We start from the raw sequence: 25,158 nt of genomic DNA, 5'->3' as shown, positions 1-25,158 counted from the left end.
CTGGTCGACGGCCGGGCGGCCGCCGATGTGACACGACACGCCGGGGCGAGGTCAGCCCGCGTCGACCACGGCGCCCTCGCGCCGGCGGATCGACGCCAGCACGGCCGGATCCGCCCGGAAGACGACGGCGGTGACCCGCCCGTCCTCGACCGTGAAGTCGAACGCGACCTGCGGGGCACCCCGGTGGAACCAGGCGGCGCCCGGCCGTCCGTCGACGACCGCGGCGAGCGCCGCGTGAGCGCTGCCGTCGAAGAAGGCGGCCACGGCCTCACGGCCGTCGATCCGCTCGGGGGTCCCCGCGGCGAGCGCGTCCGCATCCGCGCGGATGCTCGCCCCTGGCGCCAGCAGCAGCAGCAGGCGCGCGAGGTCGCCGCCGCGCGCCGCCGCCATGAAGGCGTCGACCACCTGCCAGTCGGCGACCGGCCCGTCCGCGGGTCCGGCCGTGGTCTTGGCGCGCGCCCGCGAGGCGAGCTTGCGGGCCGAGACCGCGCTGCGCCCGAGGATCTCGCCGATGGTCGCGAAGTCGACGCCGAAGCTGTCCGCCAGCACGAACGCGACGCGCTCGTTGGGCGTCAGGGTCTCGACGACGACGTGCAGGGCCTGGCCGACGGCCTCGGCGCGCTCGAGGCCGGCACTCCCCGTGCCCACGCCTTCCACGCCCGTGCCGGTCTCGACGAGCTCGGCGGGCTCCGGGATGCGCGCGCGCAGCCGGTCGAGGCAGAGCCGGGTCGTGACCGTCGTCAGCCAGGCCGGCAGGTTGTCGATCGCGGCCGTCGTGCCGTGCAGTCGCAGCCACGCCGACTGCACCGCGTCCTCGGCCTCGTGGTGGTCGTCGAGCAGCCGCGAGGCGAGCCGGGTGAGCCGGCCGCGCTCCCCCTCGAAGGCGACGGCCTGCTCATCGTCGGAGCGGGACACGTGTCCTCCTGACCGGACCTGCGGCGGGGACAGCGCGACAGGGACGCCCCCAGTGTCGCGGCCGACCGCCGATCCGACAAGAGCGGCGCCTGCATCACTCGAGGAGCGGTGAGGCGTTGCATCCCGACGTGAGAACCCCGGCCGTCACACGTCGTTGCGCTGCGCCGGGGGCTGAGGCACACACGGTACCCCTGCCTCCGGTGCGGCCCGCGGCCCGCGTCAGCGGTCGGCGCGCGCGTCCTCCGGAGCCTCCGACCGCACCTCGGCGGCCGGTGCCGCGAGGCTCTCGCGGTGCAGGCGCTCCGCCTCCTCGCCGCCGACGGCCTCGCCGCGGGCGACCATGCCGGACTGGTCCGACAGCGGGATCTGCTTGAGCAGCAGCGCGAGCACGAAGGCGATCGCGATGAAGGGCAGCAGGTACCAGAACACCGGCGCCAGCGACTCCGCATAGGCGCGGACGACGCCGTCGCGGACCTCGTCCGGCAGGGCGTTCAGCGCCTGCGGGTCGAGGGTCGCGGTGGCCGCTCCGACGTCGGCGACGCCCGCGTCGGTGAAGACGCCGGTCAGCTTCTCGGCGAGGGAGTTGGTGAAGATCGTGCCGAACACGGCCACTCCGAGCGAGGCGCCCACCTCGCGGAAGTAGTTGTTCGTGCTGGTCGCCGTGCCGATCATCTCGGGGGCGACGGCGTTCTGCACGACGAGGACGATGACCTGCATGATCAGGCCGAGCCCCGCGCCGAAGAAGAAGAGGTAGACGCAGATCAGCGGGATCGGCGTCTCGGCGGTCAGCGTCGTCATCGCCGCCATCGCGAGGCCGGTGAGCAGGGCGCCGACGATCGGGAACGCCTTGTAGCGGCCGGTGCGCGAGATCGCGATGCCCGAGTAGATCGACGTGCCCATCAGGCCCGCCATCATCGGCAGCATCAGCAGGCCCGACGCGGCGGCGGAGGTGCCGGACGCCATCTGCAGGAAGGTCGGCACGAAGGCGATGGCGGAGAACATGCCGAGGCCGAGGGTGAGGCCGATCGCCGTCGCGTTCACGAAGATCGGATTGCGGAAGAGGCTGAGCGGGATGATCGGGTCCTCGGCGCGCGACTCCACCCAGATGAAGCCGGCGACCGCGGCGATCAGCCCGGCGCCGAAGGCCCAGGTCTCGAGGGCGCCCCAGCCGTGCGCGGCGTCGCCGCCGAAGTCGGTGAAGAAGATCAGGCAGGTGGTGGCGATCGAGAGCAGCAGCACGCCCGGGACGTCGATCCGCTTGGTCGCGCGCTTGCTCGGCAGCGTCAGCGCGAACCAGGCGATGGCGAAGGCCGCGATGCCGACCGGGATGTTGATGTAGAACGCCCACTGCCAGGTGAGGTGGTCGACGAAGAGGCCGCCGAGCAGCGGGCCGGCGACCGCGGAGAGGCCGAAGACGGCGCCGAGCGGGCCCATGTACTTGCCGCGCTCGTTGGCGGGGACGATGTCGGCGATGATCGCCTGCGAGAGGATCATCAGCCCGCCGCCGCCGAGGCCCTGCAGCGCGCGGAAGACGACGAACGACCAGAAGTCGCCGGCCAGCGCGCAGCCGACCGAGGCGAGGGTGAACAGCGCGATGGCGATCAGGAAGAGCGTGCGGCGGCCGAGGACGTCGCCGAACTTGCCGTAGATCGGCATCACGATCGTGGTCGCGAGCAGGTAGGCGGTGGTGATCCAGGCCTGGTGCTCGACGCCGCCGAGCTGGCCGACGATGGTCGGCATCGCGGTCGAGACGATGGTCTGGTCGAGGCTGGAGAGGAGCATGCCGGCGATCAGCGCGGAGAAGATGATCCAGATCCGGCGCTGCGTGAGCAGGAGCGGAGAGGCGGTGGCGGGGGCGGTCATGGTGTCCTCGGGGTCGGGTGGGGCGAGAGGGAGCGGGGGGCCGGTCGGCGCGGCGGGGGCCGGGTCAGCCCAGGAGCAGGCGCGTCACGGCCGCGATGCGGTCCTGCGCGAGGCGCTCGAGCGGCACGGAGCCGTCGGAGTCGAGGTAGGCGCCGACGGCGCTGCGGATCACGGTGCCGGCCGTCTGCACGGCCAGCAGCACGGACGGGTCGGCGGGGTCGAGCCCCTCGCGCCGCGCGACGAGGCCGGCGACGAGCAGGTCGCGCTGCGTGCCGACGTCGAGCAGGGCCTGCAGGAGCTTCGGCTCGCGGTCGGCGACGGCGACGAACTCGCGGACGCTGTCGGCGTTCAGGCCGATCGCGGCGAAGTGCACCGCGCCGAGGGCGACGAGGGCCTCGAGCAGCGAGACGCCCGGGCGGCGGGTCAGGAAGTCCGCGACGCTGTCGTCGTCGAGGCCCTCCTCGGGCCGGCCGACGATCGCGTACTCCTTGCTCGGGAAGTAGTTGAAGAACGTGCGGCGCGAGATGCCGACCTCCTCGCAGAGCGCCTCGACGGTGAAGCCCGAGAAGCCGTGGCGGATGGTCAGCTCGCGGGCGGTACGGGCCAGCTCGCCGCGCCGCTCGGCCGCGCGCTGGTCGCGCCGAGTCGCGGTCGCATCTGCTTGCATACTGTGCATCATTGCACCATCGGGGTCAGGGTGCAATGCTATGGATGTCGCGCAGCCGTGACCCCCGTCCGGGTGACTAACGGCCCTCAGCGGCGACCGGGGGCGCACCGTTCGATACCGTCGTCGCGGGGGCGAGACACCGTCTCCGCACGCAGACTCGGGGGGACGATGTCGCAGCAGACCAGCCAGGACCCGGCGATCGGCGCCGACGCACCGCTCGGGGCGGCCGACGACCGGGACCGCCGCGCCGCCGTGATCGAGGCGCTGGGCCTGATGGGCTCCGGCCCCGAGGAGCGCTTCGACCGGATCACCCGGATGGCGCAGGAGCTCTTCCAGGTGCCGGTGGCGGAGATCCACATCCTCGACGAGACGACGCTCTTCACGAAGTCGCCGCAGCCCGAGGGGCCGGTGTCCTACCCGCGCGCGGGGACGTTCTGCGACGCGACGCTCGCCCAGCGGAGCACGCTCGTCGTCCCCGACCTCGGCGCCGACGGAGCCTGGGCGCAGCACGTGCACGTCTCCGGACCGCCGCACGTGCAGTTCTACGCCGGCCGCCCGCTCACGGTGGACGACGGCCTGCAGCTCGGGACGCTCTGCCTGCTCGACTTCGTCCCCCGCGCGCTCAGCCCGGAGGAGGAGCTGCTCTTCGAGGAGTTCGGCCAGTGGGTCGAGCGCGAGCTGCGCGACACCGCGGAGTGGGACCGCGCCGCCGACGTGCAGGCCCGCCTCTCCCCGACCGCGTTCCGCCACCCCGCCGGCTACGACCTGGCCGGCGCCTCGCTGCCCAAGTGGCAGATCTGCGGCGACTTCTACACCTGGACCGCGACCGAGGCGGTCGTCGACCTGACCCTCGTCGACGTGATGGGCAAGGGCACCGGCGCCGCGATCCTCGCCGCCGGCATCCGCGCGGCGTTCCGCGCCCGGGCCGGCGGCGCTCCGGACGCGGTGGTCGCCGCGGTCAGCGAGCAGCTGCAGCCGGACTTCTCCGCCACCGAGACCTTCGCGACGCTCTTCCACGGCCGGCTCGACACCGCGACCGGCCGGGTCGACTTCGTGGACGCGGGCCACGGGCTCACCGTCCTGCTCCGCGCCGACGGGACCTTCCACCGCCTCGCCGCGCTCGGCCTCCCCCTCGGCATCGCGGAGGACGGCGGCTGGGTCACCCAGACCGTCGATCTCGCCGTCGGCGACTCCCTGGTCTCCTTCACCGACGGGGTGCTCGACCTCTTCGACGGGACCCTGCAGTCGCTCGTCCTCGCGGCCGACCTCGTCCGCACCTCCGAGGGCGCCATCGGCTTCCTCACCGCCCTGACCGCGCTCGCCGGCTCCGGCCGCGCGCTCGACGACATCACCGCGCTCCTCGTGACGCGGACCCACGACACCCCGCGCCCCGCCGCGGACACCGACCAGGAGCAAGCATGACCTTCAGCACCGAGACGATCGCTCCCGGCGTCGCCGTGATCACGGCGGCGGGCCGGCTCAATCTCGCCGCGGCGCGGGATCTGCGGACGGAGGTGCGCGGCGCTCTCGACGAGGGCAGCAGCCGCATCGTCGTCGAGCTGAGCGAGGTCACCTTCATGGACTCGTCCGGGCTCGGCGCGCTCGTCGCCTGCCTGAAGAGCGCCCGCCAGGCGGGGGGCGACCTCCGGATCGCCGCCCCGAGCGAGCAGGTCACCATGGTGCTCGAGCTCTCCAACCTCGACCGCGTACTCGTCGGCTACGCCTCGGCCGGCGACGCGTATCGTGACTGAGCGCACCCTCGCCTTCCGGACGCCGCCCGACGACATCGAGCTCGTGCACGACCTGCTCGACTCGCTCTTCGGCGAGCGCGCCGACGTCGGCGCCCGCGACCGGATGGAGTTCGAGACGGCGCTCGTCGAACTCGTCTCGAACGTGATCCAGCACGCCGTCTCGACCACCGCGGTCCTCTGCCGCCTCGTCGTCTCCGTCGACGACGAGGCGCTCCGGGCCGAGCTGGTCGACACCGCCGACCCGCCCGGCGTCGACACCGGACCGCGGGAGATGCCGGACGCGTTCGCCGAGTCGGGTCGCGGGATCGCCCTCATCCAGGCGCTGGTGACCGCCTTCGACTACGAGCGCACGGCGAGCCGCAACCTCTGGTCGATCCGCAAGGACCGCGCCCTGCAGGCCTGACGCGCGGGGTCGCTCGCGCTCAGCCGATCGTGTGCGCCGTGATGACCGCCGCGGCGCGCGCGAGGTCCTCGACGACCTCCTCCTCGCCCAGGCGCGGGGACGCCCGCAGCACCTCGACGCTGACCGCGCCGTAGCGCTCGTCGACCGCTGCGAGCAGCGCGGTGCCGGAGTCGGTCAGCCGGAGCAGGACGCTGCGCCGGTCCTGCGGGTTCGAGACGCGGTCGAGGTGGCCGGCTTTGGCCAGGCGGTCGAGCAGCGCGGTCACCGCTCCGGTCGTCAGCGACAGCTCGAGTCCCAGCCACTTGGGCGTCAGCCCGGGCGACTCGGCGAGCGCCTCCAGCGCGCTCAGCTCCGAGATCCCGATCCCGGCGTCGAGGGCGACCGCGGCGCGCAGGTGGCGCTGCGCCGTCTCGAGCTGCCGCAGCGCCTGCCGGAGGGCCGCGCCGGCGGGCTGCTCGCCGCTGTCGGCGGGGGGTGTGTTCTCGGGATCCATGCGGCCTTCTCGGGTGTCGGAGCGGGGGTGGGAGCGGGTATCGGAGCGGCGATGTCGCCGTCGAGCTGGCTGTCCCCACAACAGGGGGTAATGGAACGATTGCAAAGTATCTTTGCCATCAAGTAACTTACTCGACAAGCCAGAAAACACCCCACAGCGAACTGCACGGCAGTTCACCTTCTACCCGATCAGGAGTCCTGTCATGTCGAACCACACCGCAAAGCGCAAGCGCGTCCGCTTCGCCCCCCTCGTCCTCGCCACCAGCGTCGCCGCCGCCGCGCTGCTGTCGGTCTCGATGTCCGGAACCCTCTCCGGCTTCGTCGCCAGCATCACCAACACCAACAACACCGCCGCCTCCGGCTCGCTCGTCATGGAGGAGAAGTCGACCGGCACCACGCCCGTCACCTGCCTCAGCACCGACGGCGGCTCGGTCAGCACCAACACCGCGACCTGCTCGACCATCAACAAGTTCGGCGGCTCGACCACCATGGTCCCCGGCCAGACCGTCAGCACCGCGATCACCATCAAGAACGCCGGCACCGTCTCGGCCAACACCTTCACGCTGACCCCGGGCGCCACCTGCGCCCAGTCGGTCAACACCGCCGCCGGCTCCTCGGGCACCGCGACCGACTTCTGCTCCAAGCTGAACGTCGTCATCACCTCCGGCAGCACCACCGTCTACAGCGGCACCGCCGCCGCGCTCGCCGGCACCGCCGCCAAGTCGCTCTCCGCCGCCCCCGTCACCGCCGGCACCAGCACCCCCTTCACCATCGCCGTCACGCTCGACTCCTCGGCCGGCAACACCTACCAGGGCCTGTCCGCCTCGCTCCCCCTCACCTGGACCTTCGCCAGCTGATCGAGCCTCCCCGGCTCACGCCGATCGAGGAACCCTCGATCGTCACCTGATCAGCTCATGCTGATCGAGTAGCCCGCAGAGCGGGCGTATCGAGATCCACCACCGAAGACCGCTTCCCCCGAAGCACCCGCCCCACCCCGAGAAACGCCCCCGCAACACCCGACACCCGCACCCCGGGGGCCGCCGCCCAGGCGGCCCCCACCCCGCCGAGGAGGTGGACCCGTGACCACGCTGCAGACCCGCCCCGCCCCCGCGCTCCCCGGATCCACCGCCGTCCCCACCGGCACCGCCTCCCCCCTCACCCCCGCCACCACCGTCTCCTCCCCCGAGCCCCGCTCCCCCCGCTCCCGCCTGCGCACCGTCGCGACCTGGACCGTCACCGCCCTCGTCGCCGCCCTGGTCGTCGCCGCCTTCCTCTTCCACGCCTCCGGCGGACGCTGGTTCATCGTCCAGACGCCGTCGATGGGCACCGCCGCTCCCGTCGGCACCCTGGTCCTCACCGCCCCGACGCCCCTCGAGGACATCCGGGTCGGCGACGTCGTCAGCTTCCACCCCACCACCACCCCCGACGAGACCTACACGCACCGCGTGGTCGACCTCGCCGAGGACGGCACCCTGGTCACCCGCGGCGACATCAACGGCGCGACCGACCCGTGGGCGACCGGCGCCGAGCAGCTGATCGGCAAGGTCGTCGTCGCGCTCCCCGGCGCCGGCTGGCTCGCGAAGGGCCTGCCGATGCTCCTCGCCGGCTCCGTCCTCGTCCTGCTGCTCACCCGCCTGCTCTCCTCCCCCACCCACCGCGCCGCGATGCGGGTGCTGGGGATCTCGCTCGTCGCCTCCTTCACCGTGTTCGTCCTCCGCCCGTTCGTCGGCATCGTCGTCCTCGAGGCGACCGTGGAGAACGGGCAGACGGACGCCTCGCTCGTCTCGGTCGGCATGCTGCCGATCCGCGTGACGGCCGTCGGCGGCACCCACGCCGACCTCGTCTCCGGCCAGGTCGGCAGCATCCAGGTGCCGGCCAACGGCGAGGACTTCTACAACGTGTCCTCGGCGCTGCACCTGCCGCTCTGGGGCTGGATCCTCTTCGGCGCGGTCTGCGCCACCCCCGTGCTCTGGACGATGCTGGTCGGACTCCCCGCCGAGGCCGAGCCCCGCGGCGAGCACGGCCGCCGGGCCCGCGCCGCCGAGACCGAGACCGCCGAGACCGCCGAGACCGCCGAGACCGAGTCGGCCGCCCGATGAGCCGCCACCGCCGCACCCGCTCCGGCCTCCTGGCCCGCCTCCGCTCCGCGGCGCCGCGGACCCCGCGCACCACCCTCGCCGCGCTGCTCGTCGCCGCGCTCTCGGCCGTCCTCTTCCTCGCCCCCGCCACCTCCGGCGCCTACGTCGCCTCCATCCGCAACTCGAACAACACCGTCGGCAGCGCGGCCGCCTTCTTCACCTGCGACTCGGCGGTCGCCGCCGACAGGGGCGACGCGCTGTTCTCCTACACGCTCGCGCAGGCCACCGGAGCGACGACCGCCGTCGACACCGACTCCGGCGCCTACCCCGGCACCTACCGTCCGGCGATGACCAGCTCCGCGACCACCCCGAAGGCCTGCCCGCGCGACGCCGGCGGCTCCTGGCTGCTGAACGGGACGAACGGCTACCTCAGCACGCCGCTGCAGCTGGCCAACCCGACCACCTTCAGCACGGAGATCTGGTTCAAGACCACCGTCGCAGGCGGCAAGCTCTTCAGCTTCAACAGCAGCCGCGACACCGCCGGCAGCCAGTACGACCGGCACACCTACATCGGCGCGGACGGCCGCCTCGTCTTCGGCATCTACAACAACGGCGTCCAGTCGATCACCAGCCCGAACCCGGTCAACGACGGAGCCTGGCACCACGTCGTCTCCACCCTCTCGCCGACCGCCGGGACGAGCCTCTGGCTCGACGGCGTGAAGGTCGCCGGCAACACCGCCTTCCGCAGCGCGGAGAACACCACCGGCTACTGGAAGATCGGCTACGACACCCTCGGCGGCTCCTGGACGAACGTCGGCCCCGCCTCCTTCTCCGGCAGCCTGCGCTACGCCGCCGTCTACTCGACCGCGCTCACCGCGACCCAGATCCAGAACCACTACAACGCCGGCCGCTGAGTCCCTGCTCTGCACCCGCACCGCTCCGCCCTGCTCCGCCTCGCCCGCTCCCCTCCGCACCCGAACGGATCCCGCCATGACCAGCACCCCCGCGCCCGGACTCTCCCGCCGCTCGCTCACCACCACCGCCCTCTGGACCGTCCCCGTGGTCGCCATCGCCACGGGCGCGCCCCTCGCCGCCGCGTCGACCACCCCCTGCACGAGCGTCACGCAGTTCGCCGCGACGAACGCGAGCGGCAACCCCGCCGTCCTCGGCGCGACCTCCACCTCCGGCCGCACCTCGACGATCCGCATCACCTCGACCCTCGCTGCGGGCACCACCGACCTCTCCGGCGGCACGCGCTACAACATGAGCCAGAACGGCTCGGGCTGGGCCGGGAACGCTCCCGGCGGCGTCCCCTCCGAGTACTCCTTCGTCGGCTTCGGCCCGGCGGGCGCGCTCGTGCTCAATCAGCGTCGCGAGGGCGACCTCGCCGTCCTGCCCACCCCCGGATCCGACGCGCAGACCCTGACCTTCGAGTTCCGCGACGCCGACGGCGCGCTCTTCGACCCGGTCGACTTCCAGCTGACGATCTTCGACATCACCTCGAACACCGACGCGAACTCATGGGTGCCGACCTACTGGGACGCCGTCGGCTTCAGCACCGAGCCGACCTCGATCGCCACGTCCGGCTCGCTCCCCGGCGCCGGCGCCGGCACCCTCGCCGACCCCTTCCGCCGCGCGACCGGGAACGAGTACACGACGGACGGCGTCACCCGCTCCGACACCTTCCGCTTCGGCGTCTTCCCCTCGGGCAGCACCCTCACCTACACCCAGCACGACGGCCGCCAGGGCTGGCACTTCGTGTCGCTCACCGACCTCCGCTTCGGCGCCGACGACTGCTGACGCGCTGCCAGGATGAGGGCATGCGCGCTCTCGTCCTCGACTCCGTCCGCGGCGAGCCGGAGGTCCGCGACGTCCCGACGCCGGTCGCCCCGGCCGACGGCGTCGTCGTGCGGGTGCTGGCCACCGGGCTGTGCCGGAGCGACTGGCACGCCTGGGCCGGGCACGACGACATCGCCTTCCCGCACGTCCCGGGGCACGAGCTCGCCGGTGTGATCGCCGAGGTCGGGCCCGAGGTCCGGAACTGGGCGGTCGGCGACCGGGTGACCGTGCCGTTCGTCTGCGGCTGCGGCCGCTGCGAGTGGTGCCTGCAGGGCGACGCCCAGGTCTGCCCGGACCAGGAGCAGCCCGGCTTCACCCATTGGGGCTCGTTCGCCGAGCTCGTCGCGCTGCACGCGGCCGACACCAATCTCGTCGCGATCCCGGAGGGCGTCGACTTCGCGACCGCCGCGAGCCTCGGCTGCCGCACCGCCACCGCCTACCGCGCGCTGGTCGGGCGGGCCCGGGTGCAGGCCGGCGAGTGGGTGACCGTGGTCGGAGCGGGCGGCGTCGGCCTCAGCGCCGTCATGGTCGCGCACGCGCTCGGCGCCCGCGTCATCGCGGTCGACCGGAACACCGCCGCCCTCGAGGTCGCGGCGAGCGTCGGCGCCGAGCACGTCCTCCTCGCCGATGGCCGCGATCTGCCGGCCGCCGTGCACGCGCTCACCGGCGGCGGGAGTCACGTCGCCGTCGACGCCGTCGGCAGCGAGCAGACCTGCGCCGACGCCCTGCTCAGCCTGCGCCGCCGCGGCCGGCACGTGCAGATCGGCCTGCTGCCGCCGGTCGAGGGCCACCCGCGCGTGCCGATGGCGCGCGTGATCGCCTGGGAGCTCGACGTCCTCGGCAGCCACGGGATGGCGGCGCGCGACTACCCGGGGATGCTCCGGCTGATCGAGCAGGGCGTCCTCGCCCCGCAGCGCCTGATCGAGCGCACCATCGGACTCGAGGAGGCGGCCGAGCTGCTCCCCGTCTTCGACCGCTCGAACCCGGCGGGCATGACGATCATCGACCCCACTGGTCCTCGGTAACCGCTTTCCGATACGCTGGCCGGATCATGCAGCCCAGACGAGACGACCGCAGCCGCCCGCTCTCCGGAGTCCGACCGTGATCCCGCGGATCGGGCTCGTCGGCATCGGCGGCTACGGCGCCTCGCACCTCGGCGCCGTCCTCACGGCGCACCGCGACGGCCGCGTCCGGCTCGTCGGCGTCGCCGACCCCCGACCGCCGGTCGAGGGGCTGCTCCCCGACGGCGTCGCGCACCACCCCGACGCGACCGGCCTCTTCGCCGCCGGCGGCACCGACGTCGTCATCATCAGCACCCCGATCCACACCCACGCGGCGATCGCCCTCGCGGCGATGGACCACGGCAACGACGTCCTGCTGGAGAAGCCGCCCGCCGCCTCGCTCGCCGAGTTCACCGCCATCACGGAGCGCGCCGCGGCGACCGGCTCGCTCGTGCAGGTCGGCTTCCAGAGCCTCGGCTCCTCCGCGATCCCGGCGATCCGCGCGGCCGTGGCCGACGGCGAGATCGGCGAGGTCGTGCGCTACGGCGCCTCCGGAGTCTGGGTCCGCGACGACCGCTACTGGTCGCGCTCCCCCTGGGCCGGCCGCCGCACGCTCGACGGCGCGGTCGTCGCCGACGGCGTCCTGACCAACCCCTTCTCGCACGCGACCGCCACCGCCCTCGCGATCGCCGGCGCCGACCGGCTCGAGGACGTCGTCGACGTGCGGCTGGACCTGCGCCGCGCGAACGACATCGAGGCGGACGACACCTCGGTCGCCGTGCTGACCCTGGCCGACGGCCTGCGGGTCACGACCGCGGTCACCCTCTGCGCCGAGCGGCCGGAGGAGCCCTCCGTCGAGATCGTCGGCACCCGCGGGACGCTGCGGTTCTACTACACCCTCGACGTGGTGCAGCTCGTGCGCGAGGGCCTGCCGCCGCGCACGCTGCAGTACGACCGGATCACGCCGTTCGAGGGGCTGCTCGCCGCCCGAGAGCTGGGCACGCCGCTGCACGCCGGGATCGAGCGCACCGGCGGCTTCCTCCGCCTGCTCGAGGCGGTGATGGCGGCTCCGTCGCCGCGCGCGCTGCCCGCGGACGCCTGGCGCGAGGTGCAGGACGTCGAGGGGCGCCACCGCGTGGTCGACGGCGTCGAGCACGCACTGCAGGAGGCGCTGCGCCGCGAGACGACGTTCGACGCGCTGGATCTGCCGTGGAGCTGAGCTCGCTAGGCCTCTAGAGAGCTCATTGGTCCTCGAGAAGAAGGAGCCCGGTCCGCCGCTCACCCTCCAGCGACGGCGGACCGGGAGTTCAGGGGTGCGCCTCTCAGAGGTGCGGCGACACCGTCTCGGCGAAGGCCGCGACGACGCGCTCCGCCACCTCGGGGTACGCCGTGTCCCAGACCTCCTGGTGGAAGATCTCGACCTCGACGTCGCCGGCGTAGCCCGCCTCGACGACCGCGCGGGTGAGCGATTCGAAGTCGATGACGCCCTCGCCCGGGTAGCGGCGGGCGAGCAGCACGTCGGCCGGCAGCGGGGTCGCCCAGTCGCAGACCTGGTAGCTCGCGATCCGGCCCTCCGCTCCGGCGCGGGCGATCTGCGCGAGGACCTGCGGGTCCCACCAGATGTGGAAGGTGTCGACGACCACGCCGACCGCGGCCGCGTCGAACGGCGCGGCGAGGTCGAGGGCCTGGCCGAGCGTCGAGACGACGGCGCGGTCGGAGGCGTACATCGGGTGCAGCGGCTCGATCGCGAGCTGCACTTTCGCCGCCGCGGCGTCGTCGGCCAGCTCTGCCAGCGCGTCCTGCACGCGGGCCCGGGCGCCGACCACATCGCGCGAGCCGGCCGGCAGACCGCCGGCGACGAGCACGAGCGCGGGGGCGCCGAGCGCGGCGGTCTCCTCGATCGCGCGGCGGTTCTCGTCGATCGCCGCGCGCCGCTCCGGCCCCTCGGGCGCGGTGAAGAAGCCGCCGCGGCAGAGGGAGGAGACGCGCAGGCCGGAGTCGGCGACGAGGCGCACGGCCTCCGCCAGCCCGACCTCGGCGACCGGCTCGCGCCAGAGGCCGATCGCGGACATCCCTGCCGCGGCCGTGGTGTCGAGCGCCTCGGCGAGCGACGCGTGCTTGATCGTGGCCTGATTCAGCGACAGGCGCGGGTCGGCGCTCACGCGGGCACCGCCTCGACCAGGTGCAGCCCCTCGACGGAGCGGGTCACGTCGACCCCGTTCAGCGCGAGCAGTCCGGTCCAGCGGTCGGCCGCGAGCTCCGGCCGCTCCAGCGCGCCGGAGGCGTTCGCGAGCCGGACGATCTCGGACAGGTGCGGCAGCGAGCGCGCGGAGTGCAGCCCGCCCACCATCGAGAAGGCCGGCTGATGACCGTTCAGCCAGGAGAGGAACGCGACGCCGGTCTTGTAGTACTGCGTCGGCGCGGCGAAGACCTGGCGCGAGAGCGCCTCGGTCGGGCCCAGCACGCGGCGGTACTCGGCGGTGTCGCCCGCGTCCAGCGCCTGGATCGCGGCGGAGGCGCTCGGCGCCAGCGCAGCGAAGGCGCCGAGCAGCGCGTCCGACCAGCGCGGCGTGCCGTCGGCGTCGGGGGCGCCCTCGATCAGGCCGACGTAGTTGAAGTCGTCGCCGGTGAAGAGCGTCGCGCCCTCGGGCAGCCGCGAGCGCAGCGCGATCTCGGCATCCGCGTCCAGGAGCGACATCTTGATGCCGCGCACCGAGTCGAGGTTGTCCTCGATGATCCGCTGCACGACCGGGAAGGCGTCGACCGGGTCGGCCGCGCCGAAGTAGCCCTCGAGCACGCTGTCGAAGGCGGTGCCCAGCCAGTGCAGGACGACCGGCTTCGTGGCGCGGGCGAGCACGGCGGCGTAGACGCGCTCGTAGTCGGCGGCGGTCTCCGCGGCGCGGGCGAGGTGACGGCTGGCCATCAGCACGACCTCCGCCCCCGCGTCCTCGGCGAAGGCGAGCTGCTCGACGTAGGCGTCGATGACGGTGTCCAGCGGCACGACGTCGTCGGCGAGCTGGTCGGTGTTGATCCCGACCACGAGCGCCCCGCCGACCGACGCCGCCTCGGCGGCGCTGCGGCGGATCAGCTCCTGCGTCGCGCTCCAGTCCAGGCCCATGTTGCGCTGCGCGGTGTCCATCGCGTCGGCGACGCCCAGGCCCCAGGACCAGACGTGGTGGCGGAAGCCGAGCGTCGCGTCCCAGTCGATCTGGGCCGGGTGGCCGGGCCGGTTCTCGCCGTGCACGAGCGGCACGACGTGTGCGGCGGCGTAGGCGGTGCGCGAGCGCAGCGGCGCGGTGGGCCTCGTGTGCGCGGGCGCCGGGAGCAGCTCGATCGAGCGGGTCGCTCCGTCGGCGTCGAGGAGGGTCAGCCCGCTCACTGGACGGCGCCCGCCTGCACGAGCACCTCGGCGTCGGCGGCGGCGTCGAGCGCGGCGACGTCGATCCGGCGGCCCTCGCGCGAGGACTCCAGGCCCAGCTCGGCCAGGCGCACGCCGCGCGCACCTGCGAAGAAGTCGTACTCGTGCGGGGCGTCCTCGACCACGTGGCGGATGAACTGCTCCCACTGGGTCTTGAAGCCGTTCTCGAACACGTCGTTGACGGGCAGCTCCTGCCAGTCCTCGGCGTAGTCGTGCGTCTCGGGCAGGTCCGGGTTCCAGGTGGGCTTGGGGGTCGCGACGCGCGGCTGGATCTTGGCGCCGAACAGGCCGACCACGGCCGAGCCGAGCGTGCCGTCGACCTGGAACTCGACGAGCTCCTTGCGGTCGACCCGCACGGCCCAGGAGGAGTTGAGCTGCGCGGTGATGCCGCCGGCGAGGTCGAAGATCGCGTAGGCCGCGTCGTCGGCCGTCGCGGTGTAGGGCGCGCCGTTCTCGTCGACCCGGGTCTCGATGTGGGTGGTCGCCTTGGCGTAGACGCCCTCGATCGGTCCGAAGAGGTTCTCGAGCACGTAGTTCCAGTGCGGGAACATGTCGACGATGATGCCGCCGCCGTCCTCGCTGCGGTAGTTCCAGCTCGGGCGCTGGGCGGCCTGCCAGTCGCCCTCGAAGACCCAGTAGCCGAACTCGCCGCGGACGCTGAGGATGCGGCCGAAGAAGCCGGAGTCGATCAGGCGCTTGAGCTTCTGCAGGCCCGGCAGGTAGAGCTTGTCGTGCACGACGCCGTTCTTGATGCCGGCCTCCTTGGCCAGCTCGGCGATCTCGAGCGCCTCGGCGTACGACTCCGCGGTGGGCTTCTCGGTGTAGATGTGCTTGCCGGCGGCGATCGCCTTCTTGATCGCGGGGACGCGCGCCTTCGTCACGAGGAAGTCGGCGTAGACCTGCCACTTCGGATCGGCGAGCGCGGCGTCGAGGTCGGTGGTCCAGTTCGTCAGGCCGTGCTTGCCGGCGAGCTCGGCGAGCTTCGCCTCGGAGCGCCCGACCAGCAGCGGCTCGACCTGCACGCGGGTGCCGTCGGAGAGCAGCACGCCGCCCTGCTCGCGGATCGCCAGGATCGAGCGGACGAGGTGCTGGCGGTAGCCCATCCGGCCGGAGGCGCCGTTCAGGATGATCCCGAGGGTGGGGGTGGTCGACTCTGACACGGTGCGCCTTTCGGAGGAGTGGGAAGCGTTTTCCTGATGCTAGCCGCGGACCGACCTCGTGGGCAAGCGCTTTCCCGTCCAGCGGAGGAACGGTGGTGGCCGGGTCTCGATACGCGCTGCGCGCTGCTCGACCAGCAAGTGCGGACCCGCGCCGACGCGCTTGCACGTGTTCCATGCTGATCGAGTAGCCCGCGCAGCGCGGCGCATCGAGATCCACCACCGTCAGAACAGGGGTCTGCAGACCTGCCCTTCGGGGGACGGCGGGTCTCGATACGCCCCTGCAGGGCTACTCGACCAGCACGGCGCGCGCTACGCGGGCGGCGCGGCTCGCGGCGGGGTGCTCGCGCGCAGGACGACGCGCGTGGGCAGCTCGACCGAGGCCCCGTCGGCCTCGTCGCCGAGGGCCGCGGCGACGGCGCGCTCGCCGAGCGCGGCCAGCGGCACGGCGACCGTGGTCAGCCCCGGGTGCACGTCCTCCGCGATGGGCGCGTCGTCGAAACCCGCGACGCCCATGCCCGTGCCGGGCTCGACTCCCGCCGCGCGCATCGCGGAGGCGACGCCGATCGCCATCAGGTCGGTCACCGCGAAGACGAGATCGATGTCGGTGGAGCGCCCGGCCAGCAGCGCGGCCGCCGCGTCGAACGCGCCGTCCCGGGTGAGCGGCGCCTCGACGATCAGATCCGGATCGACGCTCACCCCCGCCGCGGACAGCCCCTCGAGGAACCCCGCGACCCGGTCGGACGACGTCAGCACCGCCTCCGGACCGCGCACGATCGCGCAGCGCCGGTAGCCGGCCTCGGCGAGCGCCGCCGCGAGCGCGCGGGCTCCGGCGCGGTTGTCCACCTGCACCGAGGGGAACGGCAGCCCGCCCTGGCTGATCATGGCGACCCGCCCGCCGGACGCCTCGTAGGCCTGCAGCTCGGCGATCAGCGCGTCGCGGTGCCGGTCGGCGGCGAAGCGGCTGCCGGCCAGAACGATCGCCCGCGGCCGGCCGCCGCGCAGCGAGCGGACCAGGCCGAGCTCCTTGTCCGGGTCGCGGTCGGTGACGGCGATCCGCACGTCCAGCCGCGACGCGTCGGCCGCGCCGATCACTCCGGAGGCGATGCCCGAGAAGTAGGGGTCGGTGATGTCGCTGACGAGCAGCGCGATCGTCGAGGTGGTCCCGCGCGCGACGGCCTGCGCCGCCGGGTTCGCGGAGTAGCCCAGCTCGGCCGCGGCCGCCTCGACCCGCTCGCGGTACTCGCCCTGCACCTTGCGCGCGCTGCCGTTGAGCACCCGCGAGGCGGTGGCCAGGGACACCCCCGCCGCCCGGGCGACGTCGTGCAGCGTCGCGGCGGCGGTCGTTCGTCGTGCTGCCACGGTGCTCCTCGGGGTCCGGCGGCGGCTTCCCGCGCGCTCGCCAGTGTACGGAGGAGCCGGGATCGGGCGGGAACGGGTGTCCTCGACGGGCGGTCGCGCTCAGCTCGCGTCGAGCGGAGACACCCCGGTCAGCTCGACGGCGCGGTCCCAGAGCCGGCGCGCGCGGTCACGGTCGCGGGCCGCGCGGTTCGGGTTCACCTGGCGCGGCGCCCCGCGGACCTCGCCGAGGCCGCCCGGTCCGTAGTAGGCGCCGGAGCGCGCGTCGGGCGAGGTCGCCGCGAGCAGCGTCGGCAGCGCGCCGTCGTCACCGCTCTGCCCGACCGTGCGCATCAGGGCGCCCATGATCGCGCCCTGCCCGTCGCCGGTGTGCGTGTGCAGCTCCGTCACCGACATCCCCGGGTGCGCGGCCATCGAGCCGACGCTCGAGCCGGCCCGGCGGAGGCGCCGGTGCAGCTCGAACGCGAAGACGAGGTCGGCCAGCTTGGACTGTCCGTAGGCCGGCCACGGGCTGTAGCGGCGGCGCTCCCAGTTCAGGTCGTCGAAGTCGAGCGTGCCGAAGCGGTGGGCGAGGCTCGAGAGCGACACCACGCGGTCGGCGATCCGCGGCAGCAGCAGCCCGGTCAGCGCGAACGGCCCGAGGAAGTTCGTGCCGAACTGCAGCTCGAAGCCGTCCGCGGTGCGCCCCTCCGGGACCGCCATGATGCCGGCGTTGTTGACCAGCACGTCGATCGGCCCGGTCGCCTCGGCGAACTCGCGCACCGAGGAGAGGTCGGCGAGGTCGAGCCGCCGGACGACGACGTCGCCGCCCATCCGCTCCGCCGCGCGCTCGCCCTTCTCGACGGTCCGGCAGGCGAGGACCACGCGGGCGCCGTGCTCGGCGAGCGCCCGCGCGGTCGCCTCCCCCAGTCCGCTGTTCGCGCCGGTGACGACGAACGTCCTGCCGGTCTGGTCGGGGATGTCTGCGGCGCTCCAGGAGGTCATCCGCCCACCCTAGATTCCGGGCGTGCACGCCACCTGGACGCCGGTCAGTCCTCGGTCCAGCGGTACCAGTGCGCCAGGACGACCGGGCCGAGCTCGAGAAGAGGAGATGCGTCCCGTCGCCGGCGCTCCTCGGCGCTCCCGGTCAAGCCGATCCGCGCGTCGGGCGACATCGGCAGGATCTCCAGGAGGACGTCCCCGGAGCCCGCGTTCAGCGCGTCCAGGTCGAGCACCCACGGTCCGCCGTCCCAGAACTGATCGGCGACGGCCTCGCCGCCGACGAGGATCCGGGCGACGTCGCCGGCCCAGTGGATCTCGAGCTCGCGCCGCTGCGCCGCCGGATCGGTCTCCGGCAACTCGAGCCGGTGCGCGGCCGCGGCGGCGAAGTCGGCGTCCCGGGGTGCGGAGGCGCGCCCCGCGGACTCGCCGTAGGACACCGGCACGGCGTCGCTCGCGCGGAGCAGGGGCGCCTCGACCGCCTCCGTCTCCGGCCGCATCGACGCCGCCGATCCGGCGACCGGGACGAAGCGCTGCCCTTCCGGGTCGAAGGCGCGCGGCAGGCGGCTCCCCGCCCGGACGTCCCCCGCGATCCGCCCCGCTCCGTCGAGCCAGACCGGGTCCTCCGACAGCACGAGGCGGCGCTCCCCCGAGCCGGCATCGACGAGCACCGACGCCTCCTCACCCGCCTCCGCGGACAGGACCAGCACCGAGCACGCTCCGCCGTCGCCCTGCGCCCGCACCAGTACCGGCTCCTCGACATCGAGGCGGAGGAGCGCGCCGTCCCGCCGCTCCCCGTCCACCTCCAGCCGCGTGCCCTCGGCGAAGGCGAGCTCGGCGACGACGCCCGCGGCCGCCACCAGGACCAGCGTCGGCTCCGCCCCGTCGAGGAGCGTCAGCGGCGTCGCGGTCGCCCAGTCCAGCCGGATCCCGCCGACCGTCAGGCGCACCGGCCAGACCATCAGCGTCCCGGCCGGCACGGGCGTGCTCACCGAGGGGAACCGCACGACCTCGTCGTCGAGACCGATCTCGAGCACCACGCCCGGGTGCTCCGGCAGCGGCTCGTGCGGCTGGTGCCAGGTGACGAAGACGAAGCCGCTCGCCCCGTCGCTCCGCAGCGCCCAGCGGAGCGTCTCGGTGTCCTGCTGGCTCGACGGCAGCTCGTCCGGCAGCGTCGACGGCATCTGCGCGAGCCTCTCGCCGAAGGCCTCGAGGAAGGCGTGCTGGCGCCGCAGCAGCGCGAGGGTCGGCGACGGCCGGCCGCTCGCCCCGATCGGCGCGCGGAAGTCGTAGTCGAACCGCGGCAGGTCGTTCGGGTAGCCGGTCGCCTGCGACTCCTGCAGCCCGTCGGCGACGGCGCCGCGCGGGTTCGTCCCGCCGGCGTACATGTAGTAGCCCTGCCAGGCCGAGCCGTTGCCGATCTTGGTGTGCGCGACCGCCGCGATGTCGCGCGGCTGCACGGCCGGGCGCCGGTGGTAGGCGGTGGCCATGCCGCCGCCGAGCTCGCAGGTCGCCGGCGGGTAGTCGAGCGAGGGGGCGCGGGGCGTCACCGCGTCCGTCGTCGCGCCGCGGACGTCGGCGCCGATGCCCGGGTCGTCCCACTGGTGACTGAAGAAGAAGTGGTCGCGGAACGTCGAGTCCCACGGCGAGTCCGACTCGACCCAGAAGCCGTCCGCGTAGCCGCCGAACAGCGGCAGCACCTCGTCCAGCGGGAGATCGGCTCCGCCCCAGCCCGTCGACGTCCAGATCGGCGCCGTCAGCCCCGCCTCCCGGACCAGGCCCTTCAGGGTCCGGATGTGCTCGGGCTGGTCGTAGATCTCGTTCTCGATCTGGATCGCCACCACGTTGCTGCCCGGTCCGCACCGCGACGCCAGCTCGCCACCCAGCGCGCCGAACCACTCCCGGACGAGCGCGAGGTAGCCCGGGTCGTCGGTCCGGTGCTCCACCTCGGCGGCCTGCACCCAGTCCGGGAAGCCGCCGTTGCGGACCTCGCCGTGGCACCACGGCCCCACCCGCAGCACGACGTCCAGGCCGATCTCCGCGCACAGGTCCACGAACGCGCCGACGTCGAGGTCGCCGTCGAAGCGGCGCTCCCCGCGCACCTCCTCGTGGTGGATCCAGATCGTGTAGAACGCCACGACGCTCACGCCGCTCGCCCGCATCAGCCGCAGGCGCTCCTCCCAGCGCTCGCGCGGCACCCGGCTGTAGTGCAGCTCACCGGAGACCGGGATGAAGGGCCGGCCGTCGCGCAGCACCGAGCGGCTGGTCAGCCGCCAGCGGTCGTGGCGGTCGACCGCGGTGCTCATCGCGGGCTCCCGCGCGGGCGCGGCCCACGGGAGGTGCCGCACGGTGGCGGCGCTGACGGTGTCCTGGCGTGCTGCGGTCATCGAGATGCTCCTTCGGATCCGGTCGACGATCCCGTCCACGCTAGCGGGAGGCCGATCCACACCCACCGCCTCAGCGCCGCGCCCGCGTCGACGCCCGCGCGACCAGCTCCGGCAGGAACACCGTCTGCCGCGGGATCAGCTCCGGGTCCGCCGCCTCCTCGAGCAGCACGCGCAGCGCCGTCCGCCCGATCACCGAGCTCGGCTGCCGCATCGAGGACAGCGGCACGGCGGCCGCCGCGGCGAAGGAGATGTCGTCGAAGCCGATCAGCGCGATCTCCTCCGGCACCAGCATCCGCCCGTCCACGGCGAGCGCCTGCAGCAGCCCGAGCGCGACCAGGTCGTTGGCCGCGAAGAGCGCGTCGGGGCGGTCGCGCCGCGGCCGGGCCAGGATCCGCATCCCGGCGGCGACCCCCTGCGCGACGGTCAGCGCCGTGGTCGCCACCACCTCGAGATCGACCGACGCATCGCTGTTCTCCACCGCGACCCGAGCGCCCGCCAGCCGGTCGGTGACCTGGCGGATCTCGAACGGCCCGCCCACGAAGGCGAGCCGGCGCCGCCCGGTCGCGATCAGGTGCTCGGCCGCCATCCGCCCGCCGGCCACGCTGTCGACCGAGACCGAGCTGTAGCGGCCGTCCCCGCTGAAGCGGTCGACCAGCACGACCGGCACCCCGCGCCCGCGCAGCTTCTCGAGCCGCTGCGAGATGTCGCCGTACGGCGCGATCAGCACGCCGCGCACCTGCTGCTCCTCGAACAGGTCGAGGTACTGCCGCTCGCGCGACGGGTCCTCGTCGGTGTTGCCGTAGAGCACGGCGATCTGGTGGCGCGACGCCTCGTCCTCCGCGCCGCGGACCACGTCGTTGAAGAACGGGTTCTGCCCGTCGAGCACCACGAAGCCGACGGTCGAGCTCACGCCGTTGCGGAGCTTCCGCGCCGCGTCGTTCCGCACGTAGCCGAGCGACTCGACGGCGGCGTTCACCCGGGCGAGCGAGTCGTCGGAGACCTCGTCCGGCCGGTTGAGCACGTTGGAGACCGTGCCGACCGAGACGCCGGCGCGCAGGGCGACGTCGCGGATGCTCACTCGCGCCACATCGCCTCCCCTGGGACGCCGAGCCGCATCTCGCGTTGACCGCTCCGGCTCAGCGTCCCTATAGTAGCGATGAAGCTGGATGAATCGATTCAGGTCCTCTTCATCCGAAGCCGGGACCTGACCGCGATTCCCCTCGATGAGGAGGTACCACCCGTGGCATCAGATCCGCCACCCGCACTCGAGCTCGCCCACGTGGTCAAGGCGTTCGGCGCCGTCGTCGCGCTGCGCTCGGGCACCATCGCCGTGCACCGCGGGTCGATCCACGCGCTGGTCGGCGAGAACGGCGCCGGCAAGTCGACGCTCGTCAAGATCATCGCCGGAGTGCACCAGCGCGACGCGGGCGAGTTCCTCCTCGACGGCGAGCCGGTCGACTTCTCCTCGACCGCGCAGTCGAAGGCCGCGGGCATCGCCGTGATCTACCAGGAGCCGACGCTCTTCCCCGATCTCAGCGTCACCGAGAACATCTTCATGGGCCGGCAGCCCCGCGGTCGCCTCGGCCGCATCGACCGGAAGGCGATGCGCACCGAGGTCGTCGGCCTCTTCGAGCGCCTCGGCGTCCGGATCGACCCCGACCGCCCCGCCGAGGGCCTCTCGATCGCCGACCAGCAGATCATCGAGATCGCCAAGGCCATCTCGCTCGACGCGAAGGTCCTCGTGATGGACGAGCCGACCGCCGCGCTCTCCGGCGTCGAGGTCGAGCGCCTCTTCACCGTCGCCCGGTCGCTCCGCGACGAGGGCCGCGCGCTGATCTTCATCTCGCACCGCTTCGACGAGGTCTTCTCGCTCTGCGACACCATCACCGTGATGCGCGACGGCGCCTACATCTCCACCACCGCCACCGAGGACGCCACCGTCGACGGCATCGTCCGCGAGATGGTCGGCCGCGACATCACCGAGCTCTTCCCCAAGCAGGCGACCGAGATCACCGACGTCCTGCTCGAGGTGAGCGGCCTCACCTCGGCCGGCGTCTTCCACGACATCTCCTTCACCGTCCGCGCCGGCGAGATCGTCGGCCTGGCCGGCCTCGTCGGTGCCGGCCGCAGCGAGGTGGCCCGCGCCGTCTTCGGCGTCGACCCCTACGACTCCGGCTCGGTCACCCTCGTCGGCGGCCGGATCCCGGCGGGCAGCCCCTCGGCCGCGATGCGCGCCGGGCTCGCACTCGTCCCCGAGGACCGCCGCAAGCAGGGCCTCGTGCTCGACTCCTCCGTCTCGCGCAACATCACGATGGCGATCCAGAAGTCGCTCTCCAGGGGCGGCCTGATCACCGGCCGGCGCGAGAACACCGCCGCCCGCGACTGGGCCGCGCGCCTCGAGGTGAAGACCGACGCGCTCGACACCGTCGCCGGCACGCTCTCGGGCGGCAACCAGCAGAAGGTCGTGCTGGGCAAGTGGCTCGCCACGAATCCGAGGGTCCTGATCATCGACGAGCCGACCCGCGGCATCGACGTCGGCACCAAGTCCGAAGTGCACCGGCTGCTCTCGCAGCTCGCCGGGGAGGGGATGGGGATCCTGATGATCTCGTCCGAGCTGCCCGAGGTGCTCGGCATGGCCGACCGCGTCCTGGTGATGCGCGAGGGACGGATCACCGCCGAGCTCGACCGGGCCGACGCCACCAGCGAGACCGTGATGCTCGCCGCCACCCGAGGAACAGCCGCATGAGCACCGCCCAGGCACCGACGCAGAAGCGCGTGCCCGCCGCCAAGCCCAACGCCTTCGCCTCCGGCTTCGGCTCCTTCGTCCGGGCCCGCGAGACGGGCATCCTGCTCGCGCTGGTCCTCGTCGTCATCGCGACGACCGCGAAGAACCCGACCTTCCTCTTCTCCCCCGACGGCTGGCGCGACCTGCTGCTGACGCCGTCGATCCTGATCCTGATCGCGGTCGGCCAGGCCATCGTGATCATCACCCGCTCGGTCGACCTCTCGGTCGGCTCGATCCTGGGGCTGACCGCCTACCTCACCGGCCGGCTGTTCCTCGACGTGCCGGGGATCCCGATCCTCGCGGTCTTCGCCGCCGGCGTCGTCTTCGGCGGACTGCTCGGGCTGATCAACGGCGCGCTCGTCGCGTTCGCGAAGGTCCCGGCACTGGTGATCACCCTCGGCACGCTCTACGCCTACCGCGGCATCAATGTCGCCTGGACCGGCAGCGACCGGATCAACGCGTCCGACATGCCCAAGGACTTCCTCGCGCTGGGCACCGGGCAGTTCCTCACCATCCCGTACCTCACGATCATCGCGCTCGTCGTGCTGGTCGCCGCGGGCTGGTACCTGCGCAACCAGCGCGCCGGCCGCGAGTTCTACGCGATCGGCTCCGACCCGGACGCGGCGCGGCTCTACGGCCTGCCCGTCACCCGGCGCATCCTGGTCGCCTTCGTCGTCTCCGGCGCGCTGACCGGCCTGGCCGGCGTGCTCTACGCCGCGCGCTACGGCACCGTCAACTCGCAGGCCGGCTCCGGCTACGAGCTCGACGCGGTCGGCGCCGCGGTGATCGGCGGCGTCGCGATCTTCGGCGGCTCCGGCACGGTCTGGGGCGCGGCGATCGGCGCGGTGCTGCTGCTCACCATCAACCGGGCCCTGCCGATCCTGGGCGTGCCCGACTTCTGGCAGCGCGCGGTCGTCGGCGTGCTGATCATCGGCGCGATCGTGCTCGACCGCGTGCTCTCCCTCCGACAGTCCCGCAAGCTCCTCGAAGAGAGGGACGACTCCTGATGAGCCTCGTCACCGACACCACCGCCGTGCGCACCGCGCGCGAGTACCGCGACTACGCCCGGCCGGCCTGGCAGCGCGTCCTGTTCAGCCGCGAGACCGCGATCGTCGTGCTGCTGATCCTCGTGATCGCCGTCGCCTCCGCCTCGGTGAAGAGCTTCGACAAGCCGATCACCATCACCTACCTCTTCCTCGACATCGCGCCGACGCTGCTGATCGCGCTGCCGATGACGCTGATCATCATCACCGGCGAGATCGACCTGTCGGTCGCCTCCACCGTCGGGCTGGCGAGCGTGCTCACCGGCACGCTGCACCAGGCCGGAGTGCCGTTCGAGGTCGCCGCGCTGGTCGCGATCGTGGCCGGCGCCGTCGGTGGAGCGCTGAACGGCTTCCTGGTCACCGTCGTCGGACTGCCCTCGCTCGCCGTCACGATCGGCACGCTCGCGCTCTACCGCGGGCTCGCGGTCGGACTGCTCGGCACCACCGCGGTCACCGACTTCCCCGAGTTCTGGACCGACCTCGCGAAGGCGAAGCTCGTCGGCCCGGTGCCGCTCGTGGTGCTGCCGTTCGCGATCCTGGCGATCGTCTTCGCAGTGGTCCTGCACTCCACCCGTTTCGGCCGTGGCGTCTTCGCCATCGGCCTGAACGACGAGGCGGCGATCTTCTCCGGCGTGAACGTGAACCGCACCAAGTTCATCCTCTTCGTGGTCTCCGGCGCCGTCTCCGCGCTGGCCGGCATCTACTACACGCTCCGCTACGGCTCCGCCCGCGGCGACAACGCGACCGGGCTCGAGCTGCAGGTGATCGCGGCCGTCCTGCTGGGCGGCGTCTCGATCTTCGGCGGCCGCGGCGCCCTGCACGGCGTGATCGCCGGCGTGATCCTGATCGGCGTGATCGCCTCGGCCCTGCGCCTCGCGAACGTCACCTCCGACGTCATCAACATCATCACCGGAGTGCTGCTCGTGCACTCGGTGGTGTCCACCAGCTTCCTGGCCTGGCTGTCGCGACTGCGGCGCTCGGGCAGGAGACGCCCCTGATCCCGCATCACCGGCACAGCACCC

Annotated in this window: 23 protein-coding genes; 12 read left to right on the top strand and 11 right to left on the bottom strand. The window is 73.2% G+C overall.

Going from position 1 to position 25,158, the window contains the following annotated elements; translation table 11 throughout:
- Positions 1-51 precede the first annotated feature (51 nt).
- From MT351_RS02960 to MT351_RS02950, 3 genes are all read right to left on the bottom strand, one after another.
- The gene (locus tag MT351_RS02960) at positions 52-915 is read right to left on the bottom strand and encodes a sigma factor (RefSeq protein WP_243581195.1); all 864 of its coding nucleotides are present in this window, start codon (positions 913-915) and stop codon (positions 52-54) included.
- Positions 916-1,134: 219 nt separating this feature from the next.
- Complete coding sequence (locus MT351_RS02955; protein WP_123736652.1) at positions 1,135-2,778, bottom strand: MDR family MFS transporter; 1,644 nt, start codon at positions 2,776-2,778, stop codon at positions 1,135-1,137.
- A gap of 64 nt (positions 2,779-2,842) precedes the next feature.
- Positions 2,843-3,445, bottom strand: coding sequence for a TetR/AcrR family transcriptional regulator (locus MT351_RS02950; RefSeq protein ID WP_243581194.1), 603 nt, complete (start codon positions 3,443-3,445; stop codon positions 2,843-2,845).
- A 168-nt stretch (positions 3,446-3,613) separates the two neighbouring features.
- Between MT351_RS02950 and MT351_RS02945 the strand changes: the two genes are divergently transcribed.
- The 3 genes from MT351_RS02945 to MT351_RS02935 are packed head-to-tail and all read left to right on the top strand — an operon-like array spanning position 3,614 to position 5,599.
- Entirely contained in the window at positions 3,614-4,867 is a 1,254-nt protein-coding gene (locus tag MT351_RS02945; protein ID WP_243581193.1) for a PP2C family protein-serine/threonine phosphatase, read from the top strand.
- Positions 4,864-5,196, top strand: coding sequence for an STAS domain-containing protein (locus MT351_RS02940; RefSeq protein WP_243581192.1), 333 nt, complete (start codon positions 4,864-4,866; stop codon positions 5,194-5,196). Before MT351_RS02945 ends, MT351_RS02940 begins: the two co-directional genes overlap by 4 nt.
- On the top strand, positions 5,189-5,599 hold the full coding sequence (locus MT351_RS02935; protein ID WP_123736649.1) for an ATP-binding protein: 411 nt from the start codon (positions 5,189-5,191) through the stop codon (positions 5,597-5,599). Before MT351_RS02940 ends, MT351_RS02935 begins: the two co-directional genes overlap by 8 nt.
- A gap of 19 nt (positions 5,600-5,618) precedes the next feature.
- Here MT351_RS02935 and MT351_RS02930 read toward each other — a convergent pair whose 3' ends face one another.
- Complete coding sequence (locus tag MT351_RS02930; protein ID WP_123736648.1) at positions 5,619-6,092, bottom strand: MarR family winged helix-turn-helix transcriptional regulator; 474 nt, start codon at positions 6,090-6,092, stop codon at positions 5,619-5,621.
- 202 nt (positions 6,093-6,294) lie between these two features.
- Here MT351_RS02930 and MT351_RS02925 point away from each other — a divergent pair, with 202 nt between their 5' ends.
- From MT351_RS02925 to MT351_RS02900, 6 genes are all read left to right on the top strand, one after another.
- The gene (locus MT351_RS02925; RefSeq protein WP_123736647.1) at positions 6,295-6,948 is read left to right on the top strand and encodes a hypothetical protein; all 654 of its coding nucleotides are present in this window, start codon (positions 6,295-6,297) and stop codon (positions 6,946-6,948) included.
- Between the two features lie 222 nt (positions 6,949-7,170).
- Positions 7,171-8,190, top strand: a complete 1,020-nt coding sequence (locus tag MT351_RS02920) for a signal peptidase I (RefSeq protein ID WP_308197704.1) — start codon at positions 7,171-7,173, stop codon at positions 8,188-8,190.
- Positions 8,187-9,083, top strand: a complete 897-nt coding sequence (locus tag MT351_RS02915; protein ID WP_123705482.1) for a LamG domain-containing protein — start codon at positions 8,187-8,189, stop codon at positions 9,081-9,083. The genes MT351_RS02920 and MT351_RS02915 overlap by 4 nt, the downstream gene beginning before the upstream one ends.
- 76 nt (positions 9,084-9,159) lie before the next feature.
- Complete coding sequence (locus MT351_RS02910; RefSeq protein ID WP_243581191.1) at positions 9,160-9,969, top strand: hypothetical protein; 810 nt, start codon at positions 9,160-9,162, stop codon at positions 9,967-9,969.
- A gap of 20 nt (positions 9,970-9,989) precedes the next feature.
- On the top strand, positions 9,990-11,033 hold the full coding sequence (locus MT351_RS02905; protein ID WP_243581190.1) for a zinc-dependent alcohol dehydrogenase family protein: 1,044 nt from the start codon (positions 9,990-9,992) through the stop codon (positions 11,031-11,033).
- Between the two features lie 76 nt (positions 11,034-11,109).
- Positions 11,110-12,228: a Gfo/Idh/MocA family protein gene (locus tag MT351_RS02900; protein ID WP_243581189.1), complete on the top strand. Its 1,119-nt coding sequence runs from the start codon at positions 11,110-11,112 to the stop codon at positions 12,226-12,228.
- A 103-nt stretch (positions 12,229-12,331) separates the two neighbouring features.
- Here MT351_RS02900 and MT351_RS02895 read toward each other — a convergent pair whose 3' ends face one another.
- The 7 genes from MT351_RS02895 to MT351_RS02865 all read right to left on the bottom strand — a co-directional run bounded on the left by MT351_RS02895 (position 12,332) and on the right by MT351_RS02865 (position 21,395).
- Positions 12,332-13,171 (bottom strand): sugar phosphate isomerase/epimerase, encoded by an 840-nt coding sequence (locus MT351_RS02895; protein ID WP_123736642.1) that lies wholly within the window; start codon positions 13,169-13,171, stop codon positions 12,332-12,334.
- Positions 13,168-14,388, bottom strand: a complete 1,221-nt coding sequence (locus MT351_RS02890) for a DUF993 family protein (RefSeq protein ID WP_243581188.1) — start codon at positions 14,386-14,388, stop codon at positions 13,168-13,170. The genes MT351_RS02895 and MT351_RS02890 overlap by 4 nt, the downstream gene beginning before the upstream one ends.
- Positions 14,385-15,530, bottom strand: a complete 1,146-nt coding sequence (locus tag MT351_RS02885) for a Gfo/Idh/MocA family protein (RefSeq protein ID WP_123447046.1) — start codon at positions 15,528-15,530, stop codon at positions 14,385-14,387. The genes MT351_RS02890 and MT351_RS02885 overlap by 4 nt, the downstream gene beginning before the upstream one ends.
- A gap of 366 nt (positions 15,531-15,896) precedes the next feature.
- Positions 15,897-16,946, bottom strand: a complete 1,050-nt coding sequence (locus MT351_RS02880) for a LacI family DNA-binding transcriptional regulator (RefSeq protein WP_243581187.1) — start codon at positions 16,944-16,946, stop codon at positions 15,897-15,899.
- 99 nt (positions 16,947-17,045) lie between these two features.
- The gene (locus MT351_RS02875; protein WP_243581186.1) at positions 17,046-17,927 is read right to left on the bottom strand and encodes an oxidoreductase; all 882 of its coding nucleotides are present in this window, start codon (positions 17,925-17,927) and stop codon (positions 17,046-17,048) included.
- Positions 17,928-17,971: 44 nt separating this feature from the next.
- Entirely contained in the window at positions 17,972-20,308 is a 2,337-nt protein-coding gene (locus MT351_RS02870; RefSeq protein ID WP_243581185.1) for a beta-galactosidase, read from the bottom strand.
- A 70-nt stretch (positions 20,309-20,378) separates the two neighbouring features.
- Positions 20,379-21,395, bottom strand: a complete 1,017-nt coding sequence (locus tag MT351_RS02865) for a LacI family DNA-binding transcriptional regulator (RefSeq protein WP_243581184.1) — start codon at positions 21,393-21,395, stop codon at positions 20,379-20,381.
- Between the two features lie 153 nt (positions 21,396-21,548).
- Between MT351_RS02865 and MT351_RS02860 the strand changes: the two genes are divergently transcribed.
- From MT351_RS02860 to MT351_RS02850, 3 genes are read left to right on the top strand one after another with little or no spacing between them, the layout of a single operon-like run.
- Positions 21,549-23,054 carry a sugar ABC transporter ATP-binding protein gene (locus MT351_RS02860; protein WP_243581183.1) on the top strand — a complete coding sequence of 502 codons (1,506 nt, stop codon included), beginning with the start codon at positions 21,549-21,551 and terminating at the stop codon, positions 23,052-23,054.
- Positions 23,051-24,100 (top strand): ABC transporter permease, encoded by a 1,050-nt coding sequence (locus MT351_RS02855; RefSeq protein ID WP_243581182.1) that lies wholly within the window; start codon positions 23,051-23,053, stop codon positions 24,098-24,100. The genes MT351_RS02860 and MT351_RS02855 overlap by 4 nt, the downstream gene beginning before the upstream one ends.
- Complete coding sequence (locus MT351_RS02850) at positions 24,100-25,134, top strand: ABC transporter permease (protein ID WP_243581181.1); 1,035 nt, start codon at positions 24,100-24,102, stop codon at positions 25,132-25,134. Before MT351_RS02855 ends, MT351_RS02850 begins: the two co-directional genes overlap by 1 nt.
- Positions 25,135-25,158: the final 24 nt, after the last annotated feature.

It is taken from the genome of Rathayibacter sp. VKM Ac-2926, from assembly GCF_022815565.1.
GTDB lineage: Bacteria > Actinomycetota > Actinomycetes > Actinomycetales > Microbacteriaceae > Rathayibacter > Rathayibacter festucae.
Note: the sequence above shows the minus strand (reverse complement) of the source record. Positions and strands in the feature narration are given on the sequence as shown.